Below are 12,098 nucleotides of genomic sequence, written 5' to 3'. Positions count from 1 at the left end.
CGTATCTGCTGATCGGGTTCTGGTACCACAAGCCCACCGCGGCAACGGCGGCGAAGAAGGCGTTCGTGGTGAACCGGGTCGGCGATATGGGTTTGGCGATCGCGCTGTTCGTCATGTTCGCCACCTTCGGGTCGGTCGATTTCGATCGGGTGTTCGCGGGTGCGCCGCACGCGGGCCAGGGCACGCTGACCGCGATCGGGCTGTTGCTGCTGCTGGGTGCGTGCGGTAAGTCCGCGCAGGTGCCGCTGCAGTCCTGGCTCGGGGACGCGATGGAGGGCCCGACACCGGTGTCGGCGCTGATCCACGCGGCCACCATGGTCACCGCCGGCGTGTATCTGATCGCGCGCTCGCACGCCATCTTCGATCTCGCGCCGGGCGCGCGGGCGGGCGTGCTCATCGTCGGCGCGGTGACGCTACTGTTCGGCGCGATCATCGGCTGCGCCAAGGACGACATCAAGAAGGCCCTGGCCGCATCCACCATGAGCCAGATCGGCTACATGGTGCTCGCCGCGGGACTGGGCCCGATCGGATACGCGGCGGCGATCATGCATCTGCTGACGCACGGGTTCTTCAAGGCCGGGCTGTTCCTCGGCGCGGGCTCGGTGATGCACGCGATGAACGACGAGACCGATATGCGACGTTACGGCGCCCTGCGGACGTTGATGCCGATCACGTTCGTCACCTTCGGTTTAGGATATCTGGCGATTATCGGAGTGCCGCCGTTCGCGGGATTCTTCTCCAAGGACCGAATCATCGAGGCGGCGTTCGGATATGGCGGCGCGTCCGGTGTGACGCTCGGTGTGGCCGCGCTGCTGGGCGCGGGGATCACCGCGTTCTACATGACCCGGGTGATGATCCTGACGTTCTTCGGCGAGAAGCGGTGGGCCGAGGACGTGCATCCGCACGAGGCGCCCGCCTCGATGACCGGGCCGATGATCCTGCTGGCGGTCGGGTCGGTGTTCTCCGGCGGGTTGTTCTTCTTCGGGTCCGGACTCCAGAACTTCCTGACACCCGTTGTGGGACACAGAGATTCCGAGAGCGGCATGCCGTCCTGGGTGATCACCGTGCTGGCGCTGGTCGTGGTCGCGGTGGGCATCTACGCGGCCTACCGGCAGTATGCGCAGCGGCCGGTCCCCGAGACCGCACCCGAGGACGTCACCGCCCTCACCGTCGCCGCACGCCGCGACCTGTACGGTGACGCGTTCAACGAGGCCGCGTTCATGCGTCCGGGCGCGGAGATGACCCGCTCGCTGGTATTCCTCGACACCCGCGGCATCGACGGACTGGTCAACTCCATCTCCACGCTCATCGACACGGTCTCCTCCCGAATCCGGCGCGTGCAAACCGGATTCGTGCGCTCCTACGCCCTGTCCATGTTCACCGGCGCGGCCGTCGTGGTCGCCGCACTGCTGGTGGTGAGTCTGCTGTGAACTTCCGCTCAGCCCCCGGTCCCGAAGGCCGCCGCCACGCAGGAAGTGAGTTTGCCGAGCATGTGTCTGGGCACACCCTTCGAAACCCGTTGCGGTCCAACGCTCCCAGCACGGTGTGCGCCCGGATCCGGCATGGGGGAATAGGTCCGGTGAGCCGCTGCCCTGCCGGCAACAGGGTCGCTGGGACAGCGCCTCCGCACATTCGGCGAAACTCGGCCCGGTCCAAGGTTCATTGCGATCATCTGGAGGAACGGTGACCAACTACCCCTGGCTGACGACATTGTGGCTGCTGCCGATGGTTGGCGCTGTGGTCGTGGTGGCGCTGCCCGCGCACTGGCGGACAGCCGCACGCTGGACCGGACTCGCCGTATCACTGGTGACGCTGGCGATCGGGATCGTGGTCGCGGCTCGGTTCATCCCGGGAGGGGCGCAGTATCAGCTCGTCGAATCACACCGGTGGATACCGGCTTTCGGTGCGGGGTACACGCTCGGGGTGGACGGGATCGCGGTGGCGCTGATCCTGTTGACCGCCGGGCTGGTGCCGCTGCTGATCGTGGCGGGCTGGAAGGACGATCGGGAGGTCGGCGAGGCGCGGCGGGTGGCGCACATCTATGTGGCGCTGACGCTGGTCGTCGAGTCGATGGTGCTGATTTCCTTTGTCTCGCTGGATATTCTGCTGTTCTACGTGTTCTTCGAGGTCATGCTGATCCCGATGTACTTCCTGATCGGCGGATTCGGAGGCGCGGCAGCGGATTCGGAACGGCGGCGGGAGCGCTCACGGGCGGCGGTGAAGTTCCTGCTGTACAACCTGTTCGGCGGGCTGATCATGCTGGCCGCGGTGATCGGGCTGTATGTGCTCACCGCGCGTGGGCATCTCGGCGGTTCCGGCGGCACGTTCGATTTCCGGGCCGTGGTCGCCGCGGCGAACTCCGGACATCTGGGCGCGGGGCCGGCGGTGTTGAACGCGCTGTTCCTCGGGTTCATGTTCGCGTTCGCGGTGAAGGCGCCGCTGTGGCCGCTGCACACCTGGCTGCCGGGCGCGGCGGTATCGGCCACGCCGTCCAGCGCGGTGCTGATGATGGCGGTGGTCGACAAGGTCGGCACGTTCGGCATGCTGCGCTACTGCCTGCTGCTGTTCCCGCACTCCACGCACACCTACGCGCCGCTGATCAGCGTGCTCGCGGTCATCGGCATCGCGTACGGCGCGATCGTGGCGATCGGGCAGCGCGATGTGATGCGGCTGATCGCGTACACCTCGATCTCGCACTTCGGCTTCATCATCCTGGGCATCTTCGCGATGACGAACCAGAGCGGCGCGGGCGCGACGCTGTACATGGTCAATCACGGCATCTCCACCGCGGCCCTGTTCCTGATCGCCGGATTCCTGGTCTCGCGCCGCGGAACCCGGATGATCGACCAGTTCGGCGGGGTGCAGAAGGTCGCGCCGGTGCTGGCGGGGACCTTCCTGATCGCCGGTTTGGCGACGTTGTCGCTGCCGGGGCTCGCGCCGTTCGTCAGCGAATTCCTCGTGCTGGTCGGCACATACACCCGCTACCCGGTCGCGGCGGTCATCGCCACCAGTGCGCTGGTGCTCGCCGCGCTGTACATCCTGTGGATGTACCAGCGGGCGATGACCGGGCCGGTGAAGGAGGGCAACGAGCGGATACGGGACCTGGTGCCGCGTGAGCTGGTCGTGGTCGTGCCGTTGATCGCGGCGCTGCTGTTCCTGGGCGTCTATCCGAAACCGTTGCTGAACCTCATCAATCCGGCCGTCGCCGGAACACTCACCACGATCGGCGTGCACGATCCGGCACCGGCGGTACCGCAGGCCGCCACCATCCCCGACGGAGGTTCCAAGTGAGTTACCTTCTGCCCGCGGCGGCGTCGGTGACGACTGTCGCCACGCCGTCCATCGAATACCGGGACCTGTCGCCGATGCTGATCGTGTTCGGCGCTGCCGTCGTGGCCGTGCTCGTGGAGGCGTTCGCGCCGCGGGCGTGGCGGTACGGGTTGCAGTTGATCCTCGGTGGGGGCGGGCTCGTGCTGGCCCTGGCCCTGGTGATCGCGCTGGCGGGGACGCATACCACCGCCGTCGGCGGGGCGGTGGCGATCGACAACGTGACCCTGGTGTTGCAGGGCACGATCCTGGTCGCGGCGCTGCTCGGGCTGGCGTTGATGGCCGAGCGCGGGATCGAGCAGCGCATGGCCCAGGCCTCACGCCGTGAGGGGCCGGGCACGTGGAGCCGCACGGCGGCACTCGCGTCCGGGGTGCGCATTCCGGTAGACGCGTTCACCCCGCAGGCCGCGGCTACCCCCGGCAGCTCCGACGAGATCGCCGCGGCCCGTGCGGGAATCACCACGACCGAGGTGTTCCCGCTGGCGCTGTTCGCGGTCGGCGGGTTCATGCTGTTCCCGGCGTCCAACGACCTGCTGACCATGTTCGTCGCGCTCGAGGTGCTGTCGCTGCCGCTGTATCTGCTGTGCGGGCTGGCCCGCCGGCGGCGGTTACTGTCGCAGGAGGCGGCGCTGAAATACTTTCTGCTGGGCGCGTTTTCCTCGGCCTTCTTCCTCTACGGGATGGCCCTGTTGTACGGATACGCCGGGACCGTGCGGTTCTCGGGCATAGCCGATGCGGTGTCACGTGACGGGAACTCCAAGACCCTGGCCGTGCTGGGCGTGGCGATGCTCGCGGTCGGATTGCTGTTCAAGATCGGGGCGGTGCCGTTCCAGGCGTGGGTGCCCGACGTGTACCAGGGCGCGCCGACCTCGGTGACCGCGTTCATGGCCGCGGGCACCAAGATCGCGGCAGTGGGTGCGTTCCTGCGCGTACTGCAGGTCGCGGTGCCCGGACTGCGGGACGACTGGCGGCCGATCCTGGCGGCGGTCGCGATCGCCACCATGGCCGTCGGCGCGATCGCGGCCGTCACGCAGACCGACGTGAAGCGCATGCTGTCGTATTCGTCGGTGGCGCATGCCGGATTCATTCTGGTGGCGCTGGTCGCGGGCAATACCGAGGGCACCTCCTCGGTGCTGTTCTATCTGGTCGCCTACGGCCTGAGCACGACCGGCGCGTTCGCAGTGGTGGCTCTCGTGCGCGACAAGGTCGGCGACGAGGCCACCACGATGGCGGCGTGGGCCGGACTGGGCCGCCGATCCCCGTGGCTGGCCTCGATTTTCGCGCTGTTCCTACTCTCCTTCGCCGGAATCCCGCTGACCAGCGGCTTCGTCAGCAAGTTCGCGGTGTTCCAGGCCGCCGCCGCCAGCGGGGCCTCCTGGCTGGTGATCATCGGCGTGGTCTGCAGTGCGATCGCCGCGTACTTCTACATTCGCGTGATCGTGCTGATGTTCTTCACCGATCCGGCCGAGGACGCACCGCAGATCATCGCCGCGCCGGTCACCAGTACGGTCGTGGCTCTCACGGCCGCGGCCACGCTGGTGCTGGGTGTCTTCCCGCAGCCGTTGTTCGACATCGTCGACAAGGCGACCACGTTCGTGCGCTGAGCGTTTTGCGGAATCCGTGCCCGTTCCAGGAATCCTGGGGCGGGCACGGATTCTTGCGGTGGGTGCGAGTAAGCACACCATGTAACGGCTTGTCCGAAACTCCCTTCGGACTTCCCAGGCACCCGTGTCGGGTGTGGTGAGCGCACACGTTAAGTGGTGTTCACGTCGGTTCCCGCTCCACAGCGGCCGGTTGTACCTGTACAGAGCCTTCCCGTTGGTGTCCGGGGACCACGCTGCGGGCCCCGGACCCCGGGTGTCTCGTCAGCTGCCCGAAGGACGTTCTTCCGTTACACGACCGAGCGGAAGAACTCGCGGATGTCGGTGACCAGTTCGGTGGGGGCTTGCAGGGACGCGAAGTGCCCGCCGACAGGGTATTCGTTCCAGCGGACCACGGTGTTCACCAGCTCGGCCAAACCTCGCACGGCGCGGTCGCCCAGGAAGTTCGCGACCGCTGTCGGCACGCTCGACGGCGTGGGTTTGCTCCCCCACGACGACCCGGACTCCCGATAGAGCCGTGCGGCGGAACCTGCGGTGCCGGTCAGCCAGTAGGTCGTGACGTTGGTCAGGATGACGTCGCGGTCGATCGGCGCCCGGTCGGTGGCCGTAGGGTCCCAGTCCACGAACCATTCCAGGTTCCACGCCAGCTGACCGGTCGGAGAATCGTTCAGCGCGTAGGCGATGGTCTGCGGCCGCAACGCCATCTGAGTCGCGTACCCGTTGTGCCCGAACCACCACATCTGATTTGCCATGGCCTTGGCCCGGTCCGATTCGGACAGTGCGGCAAAGTCCTGGCCGGATCCGGTCGCGGCGTCGGCCAGAGCATTCACGTGCACGCCGATGACCTGCTCCGGCATGATTCGCCCCAGCGCGGCCGAGATGAGACTGCCGTAGTCGCCGCCCTGCGCGCCGTAGCGCCGGTAGCCGAGTCGGCTCATCAGTTCCGCCCAGGCCCGTGCGATTCGCGGCACATCCCACCCCGTCTCGTGGGTCGGACCGGAGAAGCCGAATCCCGGGATGGACGGGGCGACCACATGGAAGGCCTCCGATGGATCGCCGCCGTGTGCCCGGGGATCGGTTAGCGGGCTGAGGATGTCGAGGAAGTCGGCCGGCGTGCTGGGCCAGCCGTGCGTGAGGATCAGCGGCGTCGCGTCCGGCTCGGGTGAGCGTACATGCAGGAAATGCACGTTCTGGCCGTCGATCTCGGTGATGAACTGCGGGAACTTGTTCAGCCGCGCCTCGTGCTCGCGCCAGTCGTAACCGGTGCGCCAGTACTCGGTCAGCTCGATCAGATAATCCCTGTCGACCCCGTAGGACCAGCCGACACCGGGGAGGGCGTCGGGCCACCGGGTGCGGGCGAGGCGGTCGTTCAGCTCCTCGAGGTCGGTCTGCTCGATGTCGATGTGGAAGGGGGTGATCGCTTCGGTCATGGGATAAGCCTCGACCTCATATAGGACAGTTATTGTCCTAGATCCAGGTCACCACCCGCACCGTCCGGCGCAATGAGGATCGGCTGCGAGAGCTGGGTTATCCGGTGGATGCGGTGATGGGGCCGATCGGCGGATGCCGTGTCGGGGCGCGCCGTTGCTACTGGACGACGACGAAGCCGTGGCGGTCACGCTGGGCCTGCAAACGGCCGCCGCTTCACCCATCGCCTCTCCCGCGACGGCGACGTCGCCGCCTACCTCCGCCGCACCATGGGCTTCGCGATGTGGCCATACCGCTCGGTCATACGAGTCCACGTCCCGGCCGACCAACTCACCGGCCGCATCGAAGGCATCATCACCCCCATCGACGACCACATCTGCCGCCTCGAAATGGGTTCGGACTCCTACGCATTGGTCGCCCTGGTGGTCGGCATGCTCGACGTCGAATTCGAGGTCGAATCCCCACCGGAGCTGATGGCTCACATGCAGGCCCTCGCAGGCCGCTTCACCCGCGCTGCGAATTACGAATGAACCGGCCGAATCTCATGCCCGCCAGCGCAAAAGGCGTTATGCCGCAACACTGACGCTTATACTGGTTGCAGATCGTGATCAATACGGGGGGATCCGATGACTGAAGAGCTGACCGCCCATCCGGACCGGATGCGTAAACTTGCGGGGACATTCCATTCAGTAGCCGGTGAAATGGATGGAATCACTACCGGTCTCCATACTCCCGAGGTGTCGGGGTCGCTGATGGACTCGGCCACCAGCGAAGCGTGTGATGCGATCGGACAGGCCGCGCATGAGCTGATCGGGAACGTCACCGGCGAATACCGGGCCATGCATGTCGCGGCGACGATCAGCGCGGATGTCTACGAGCGTGCCGACACCGAGTTCGCCCGCCAGATCCGTTCCGTCACAGAGGGAATCCGATGAGTGACGGACTACCCACTGTCGGTCAAGCCCGCCGCTGGGATGTCTCGCCCTTGCTACGGCAGGCGACGGAATGGGAAGAAGCCCACGCCAACCTCGCCAGGCATGCCGACACGGCATCGCAACACGTCGAGGACTCGAAGGATTTCTGGTGCGGGGAGGCCGCCGATGCCATGCGCGCCAAGCACGACGATATCGTTTCCGCGACCGCAAGGAAGTCTCCGGATAACCATACGCGCATAGATTGGGACCTGAAGTGACAGCGGGCTACCAGGTTTTACATGACCTCGCGCACGTCTATCTCGAGGATAGCTATGTGCTGGGTATATTCCAAGAAGCTAAATCGCTCACATTCGAGCTCGAAGCCGTCTTGACCGTTATATAAGCCGCCTCCGGCAGGAGAGCAGTACTGCTACCTTCCGGGACTGCTGGTGTTCGCCGACGCTCGACAGATCGTATGGTTGAGCCGGTCGGAGAATGTCTTCTCGGATGCGAACGATGAGAAAGACTTGGGTAACATCGACTTCCTGATCGTCCACTCCGACAACTACCATCTCGGTGGCGACTGGGGTGAGGTGCGTGTATATGCCGATACAGAGCCGGTCTTTCTACCCGAGCACGAGAGTTAGAGTCGATTTTGTGGCCCTGGAACCGCCTCCCGGCGTGCACGTTAGTGCCTCGTCAAGCAACCTTCGGTAGGTAATCGGGGTGGCGGATTGTGGAGCTGATCGTAGAGGTCGAACACTCGGGCCGAAATGCTTTGCGTCTTCAGGCCACAACCTGGCAGATGGAATTCGGGACGCCGAAGGTGGTGCGCACTCCAGCAGGGCCAGGGTGGTGATCGCGCCGCCCGAGGCGCCCAGGACGATCGCGGGGCCGGCATCGACGTGGTGCAGGAGGCGGGCCAGGGCGTCCGCCCACGCTGTTTCACAGGTCACAGATCCGCAGCGCGTGCATGATGGCACTCGGCGCACGGACGCGCCCGGGATGGCGACCGATTTGCCGCCGTCGCTACACATTTCCATGACATATCCCCAAAATGCTTGGCGTGCAGCGTTACCCGGAGGCTGCCCGACAGTGCGACGGTCCGGGCCCCGACCGGTATAAGCGAAGTGCCCATCGCCGCCCCACGCGGCTCCTACGATGGTGCCGAGACGATGCAGATAGGGGTGGGTCCGATGACCGATGGCTGTGCACAGATCGACCAATCGAAGCCGAGTATCGCTCGCGTCTACGACTATCTCCTGGGCGGCAAGGACAACTACGCGGTGGATCGCGAGATCGGCGATTTCTTCGTCAGAGATCTGCCGGGGTCGGTCTCGGTCGCCTATGCGAACCGCCAGGCCCTGATCCGCGCCGTCGGCGCCATGTCCCGCGACGGCATCGACCAGTACCTCGATTTCGGCAGCGGCCTGCCGACCGTCGACAACGTGCACCAGATCGCGCAGCGGCACAATCCCGAATCCCGGGTGGTCTACATCGATATGGACCCGATCGTGCTGGCGCACGGGCGCGCACTGCTGGCCACCGACGAGCACACCACCGTCATCCAGGCCGATCTGCGCAATCCGGAAGAGATCTTCAAGCACACGGAGGTCGAGCGGCTGATCGACTTCAACGAGCCGGTCGGCCTCATCTTCAGCGCGATTCTGCACCACCTGAACAACAACGAGAGCCCCGCCGAACTGGTCGACTGGTGGGTCGATCAGGCGCCCTCGGGCAGCGAGGTCTATATCTCGCACTTCCGTTCCGGCATGAACGAGCAGACCGAGGCCGCGGAGGAGAAGTTGCAGGGCAGTTTCGGCCGCGGGCGCTGGCGCACCGACGCGGAAATCCTGGCACTGTTCGGCGATCTCGAGGTGCTCGAGCCGGGTCTGGTGAACTGCTCGCTGTGGCGGCCGGAGGCCCCGGGCGAGGACGTCAGCAAGATCGGCCCGGACGAGCGCGAGCTCACGGTCTGGGAAGAACTCATCTCCTGCGCCCTGGCTCGCAAGCGATAACAGCCGCGGCGATAGCCTGTAAGCATGATCAACGGTGCGCACACGATCATCTCCGCGACCGACGCCGAGGCGGCGCGCGCGTTCTTCCGTGATGTCCTGGGCTTGGCGCATGTCGACGCCGGGCACGGCTGGCTGATCTTCCGCTCCCCTCCGGCCGAGCTGGCGGTGCATCCGGCAGAGGAAGCCGACAGCGGCCGGGCCGAGCTGTACCTGATGTGCGACGACCTGCATGCCACCATCGATGAGTTGACCGCCAAGGGCGTCGAATTCGTCGGCGGCATCTCCGAGGAGCGCTGGGGGTCGCGCACCGCGCTACAGGTCCCCGGCGCGGGGCAGATAGGGCTGTACCAGCCGCGTCACCCCGTCGCTTACGACCTGGAGCCCGGCACAGCCGACGGCTAGGTAGGCAGTCACCGGGCCGCACCCTGCGCACTTGCGGCACATGCGGGATTGCACAGTGTGCACTGACGTGCGAACTCTCCGATTTCCGGGAACCCTCAGGCGAGGTCGAGCAACTGCCCGGCGTCGATGGCGATATCGTGCAACACCATCCGGCTGCGCACCTGCCGCACACCGAGTTCGGTCTTGAGCCGGTCGACGACGGTCTCGAACTCGGCCGGGTCGATGCAGGCGAACCGCAGTTCGAAGTCGTATTCCCCCGTGATCCGCACCCCGGACACCACCTGCGGCACCGAACGCAACTCGTACTCGAATCGGGCGCGGTCGGCGTCTTCGCGTAAACGGATGTCCGCGACCATGTTCAGGCCACGTCCGAGGACAGCGGGGTCCAGCTCCGCCCGGAACTGACGGATCACCCCCGAGGCGTACAGGCGCCGCACCCGATCGGCGACGGTGTTGGCCGACAGGCGTACCTCCTTGCTCAGTTCGTGATAGGTCCTGCGGGCGTCCTGGATCAGCAGCCGGATCAGCGAGCGGTCGATATCGTCCACCACCCGATCGTGGTTTCCTCGGCAAGATAATGCAAGTCCCGATGATTCAGAGGTGAATACCACTGTGTGGGACAGATTTCCGAGCCATGTTCGGTGAGGTCGATGAAAAGCTGAACTGTGTGGAAGTTCTGGTCCTACGCCTTGCCTTATCCGTGACGACGACCCTGTCCATCACCATCCTGCAGCGCCGATTCGGGCACCGCCTGGGCGGCCGATTGATGGGCCTACCAATGACGATGGCCCCGCTGACGCTGATCCTGTACCTGACCGACGGCAGGGCCGTCGCCGCCCAAGCGGCCCTGAGTGGGACGGCCGGACAGCTGGTGGTCGCCGCCTTCTGCCTGGGATACGGCCGTGCGCGCCGGCGGCCCGGGCCGGCCGCGGCGTTGGCGACCGCACTCGCGTTGTCGCTGAGCGCCCTGGCGTTGGTGTACGGAATCGACTCGACGCCGATCTCGGCGATGCTGATCGCCGCCGTCGTCGGGGCCGGGCTGATGCTGTGGCCGCCGGTTACGGCGCCGATCGCGGCCCGCGCACCGGCGGGATGGGTGACGCCCCTACGGCTCCTGACGACCGCCTCGGTCATCATGGGCCTCACCTCGGCGGCCCGGGTGCTGGGCCCCCACGTGGCGGGCCTGCTCGCCTCCCTGCCGGTGGTGCTGTCGATCCTCGCCACGACCACTCACCACACGAACGGGTTCCCGGCAGCGGCGAGCCTCCTGCGCGGCACCCTGCGCTCGGTGCCCGGCACAGTGGTGTTCGGCCTGATCCTGGCCTATGGGCTGGCCTCGTTCAGGATCGTGTCTTTCGAGGTCGCGGTGGTATTCGGTGTCGCCTGCGTCGGCCTGTTCGCGACCGATCAGATAGTCGGCCACTTGCGGAGATGGTCCGCAATCGTGATTCCTAATACTCTTAGGCAATATCCTAATACTGTTCCAAATACGACCGAGAAGGCCCCTACACGATGAGATCCGCAATCCTGCCCGTGCCCGGCGCCTCGATCTATCACGAGATCCGCGGCTCAGGCCCTGTCCTGCTCGCCCTGCCGGGCGGCGGTGGCGACGCCAACGGCTTCGACGAGATGGCCGAGCTACTAGCGCCGCATTTCACGGTCGTCGCGATCGACGCGCGCGGCTATTCGCGCAGTACCCTCGACCGCGTCGCACCCGTCCGGCAGAGCGTCGAGGTGCAGAGCGACGACGCGTATCGCCTGCTGCGGCACCTCACCGACGAGCCCGCATACGTCGTGGGCAGCAGCAATGGCGCGATCGTCGGCCTGGACCTGCTCGCCCGCCACCCCGACCGCGTCGTGCGGCTGATCGCGCACGAACCACCGTGCTTCGCGGTCCTGCCCGACGCCGCTGACCAGCGGACCTTCGTGGAGGAGGTGTACACCCTGGCCCGCACCGAGGGGATGGCCTCGGCCTCGGTGCGGTTCCTCACCGGCATCGGCGGCGCGATGAAATCCGCACCCGCTCCGGCCGAACTCACCGCGCACACCGCCGCGATGTGGGAGCGCCTGAGTGCCAACGGGCCGATCATGATGGAATACGAGCTGCGCGAATTCACCTCGTACATCCCCGATTACACCGCACTGACCGCCGCGCGCGACCGCCTGGTCCTCGGTGTGGGCCGCGAGACGGGTGAGCGGCTGCCCGCGCGACCGGCCGCGCGGATCGCCGCTCGCGTAAATCTCGAAATCACCGAATTCCCCGGCATGCACAATGGTATGCGCACCGAGGCAAAGGAATTCGCGTCGCAGGTGCTCGACATCTTCGGCCGGTAGGCCGAATTCCCCGGTCACGGCGACGCCCGGTCTGACCGAATGGCAGTGATCCAATAGGCTGCTCGGTGTTCGCG

The 12,098-nt window shown here is 66.2% G+C and carries 12 protein-coding genes; 10 read left to right on the top strand and 2 right to left on the bottom strand.

The genetic code is table 11. The features are described from left to right. The 3 genes from nuoL to nuoN form a co-directional block, all read left to right on the top strand. A partial coding sequence (nuoL, locus tag JZ791_RS41455) for an NADH-quinone oxidoreductase subunit L (RefSeq protein WP_216903031.1) occupies nt 1-1,430 on the top strand: 1,430 nt, incomplete at its 5' end. Nucleotides 1,431-1,683: 253 nt separating this feature from the next. Beyond that, nucleotides 1,684-3,291, top strand: a complete 1,608-nt coding sequence (locus JZ791_RS41450; RefSeq protein ID WP_216903029.1) for an NADH-quinone oxidoreductase subunit M — start codon at nt 1,684-1,686, stop codon at nt 3,289-3,291. Further along, the gene (nuoN, locus tag JZ791_RS41445) at nt 3,288-4,931 is read left to right on the top strand and encodes an NADH-quinone oxidoreductase subunit NuoN (RefSeq protein ID WP_308163441.1); all 1,644 of its coding nucleotides are present in this window, start codon (nt 3,288-3,290) and stop codon (nt 4,929-4,931) included. The genes JZ791_RS41450 and nuoN overlap by 4 nt, the downstream gene beginning before the upstream one ends. A gap of 287 nt (nt 4,932-5,218) precedes the next feature. On the opposite strand, the gene JZ791_RS41440 is transcribed toward nuoN, so the two are convergent. Beyond that, entirely contained in the window at nt 5,219-6,358 is a 1,140-nt protein-coding gene (locus JZ791_RS41440) for an epoxide hydrolase family protein (protein WP_216903027.1), read from the bottom strand. Nucleotides 6,359-6,637: 279 nt separating this feature from the next. Here JZ791_RS41440 and JZ791_RS41435 point away from each other — a divergent pair, with 279 nt between their 5' ends. From JZ791_RS41435 to JZ791_RS41410, 5 genes are all read left to right on the top strand, one after another. Continuing rightward, complete coding sequence (locus JZ791_RS41435) at nt 6,638-6,886, top strand: hypothetical protein (protein ID WP_216903025.1); 249 nt, start codon at nt 6,638-6,640, stop codon at nt 6,884-6,886. 96 nt (nt 6,887-6,982) lie between these two features. Next, on the top strand, nt 6,983-7,291 hold the full coding sequence (locus JZ791_RS41430) for a type VII secretion target (protein ID WP_216903023.1): 309 nt from the start codon (nt 6,983-6,985) through the stop codon (nt 7,289-7,291). Beyond that, nucleotides 7,288-7,548, top strand: coding sequence for a hypothetical protein (locus JZ791_RS41425; RefSeq protein ID WP_216903021.1), 261 nt, complete (start codon nt 7,288-7,290; stop codon nt 7,546-7,548). The genes JZ791_RS41430 and JZ791_RS41425 overlap by 4 nt, the downstream gene beginning before the upstream one ends. Nucleotides 7,549-8,466: 918 nt before the next feature. Next, nucleotides 8,467-9,288: an SAM-dependent methyltransferase gene (locus JZ791_RS41415; RefSeq protein WP_216903018.1), complete on the top strand. Its 822-nt coding sequence runs from the start codon at nt 8,467-8,469 to the stop codon at nt 9,286-9,288. Between the two features lie 24 nt (nt 9,289-9,312). Next, the gene (locus JZ791_RS41410) at nt 9,313-9,690 is read left to right on the top strand and encodes a VOC family protein (protein ID WP_216903016.1); all 378 of its coding nucleotides are present in this window, start codon (nt 9,313-9,315) and stop codon (nt 9,688-9,690) included. Nucleotides 9,691-9,785: 95 nt separating this feature from the next. On the opposite strand, the gene JZ791_RS41405 is transcribed toward JZ791_RS41410, so the two are convergent. Then, nucleotides 9,786-10,238, bottom strand: coding sequence for an Lrp/AsnC family transcriptional regulator (locus JZ791_RS41405; RefSeq protein WP_216903014.1), 453 nt, complete (start codon nt 10,236-10,238; stop codon nt 9,786-9,788). Between the two features lie 119 nt (nt 10,239-10,357). Here JZ791_RS41405 and JZ791_RS41400 point away from each other — a divergent pair, with 119 nt between their 5' ends. Both JZ791_RS41400 and JZ791_RS41395 read left to right on the top strand, forming a co-directional pair. Continuing rightward, the gene (locus JZ791_RS41400) at nt 10,358-11,206 is read left to right on the top strand and encodes a hypothetical protein (RefSeq protein ID WP_216903012.1); all 849 of its coding nucleotides are present in this window, start codon (nt 10,358-10,360) and stop codon (nt 11,204-11,206) included. After that, the gene (locus JZ791_RS41395) at nt 11,203-12,024 is read left to right on the top strand and encodes an alpha/beta hydrolase (RefSeq protein WP_254207257.1); all 822 of its coding nucleotides are present in this window, start codon (nt 11,203-11,205) and stop codon (nt 12,022-12,024) included. The genes JZ791_RS41400 and JZ791_RS41395 overlap by 4 nt, the downstream gene beginning before the upstream one ends. The last annotated feature ends 74 nt before the right edge of the window (nt 12,025-12,098 follow it).

It is taken from the genome of Nocardia alni, from assembly GCF_019038435.1.
In the GTDB taxonomy this organism is placed as follows: domain Bacteria; phylum Actinomycetota; class Actinomycetes; order Mycobacteriales; family Mycobacteriaceae; genus Nocardia; species Nocardia alni.
Note: the sequence above shows the minus strand (reverse complement) of the source record. Positions and strands in the feature narration are given on the sequence as shown.

Coding starts and splice junctions, on each gene's coding strand:
- JZ791_RS41440 (WP_216903027.1), bottom strand. CDS start 6,358: ATGACCGAAGCGATCACCCCCTTCCACATCGACATCGAGCAGACCGAC.
- JZ791_RS41435 (WP_216903025.1), top strand. CDS start 6,638: ATGTGGCCATACCGCTCGGTCATACGAGTCCACGTCCCGGCCGACCAA.
- JZ791_RS41430 (WP_216903023.1), top strand. CDS start 6,983: ATGACTGAAGAGCTGACCGCCCATCCGGACCGGATGCGTAAACTTGCG.
- JZ791_RS41425 (WP_216903021.1), top strand. CDS start 7,288: ATGAGTGACGGACTACCCACTGTCGGTCAAGCCCGCCGCTGGGATGTC.
- JZ791_RS41415 (WP_216903018.1), top strand. CDS start 8,467: ATGACCGATGGCTGTGCACAGATCGACCAATCGAAGCCGAGTATCGCT.
- JZ791_RS41410 (WP_216903016.1), top strand. CDS start 9,313: ATGATCAACGGTGCGCACACGATCATCTCCGCGACCGACGCCGAGGCG.
- JZ791_RS41395 (WP_254207257.1), top strand. CDS start 11,203: ATGAGATCCGCAATCCTGCCCGTGCCCGGCGCCTCGATCTATCACGAG.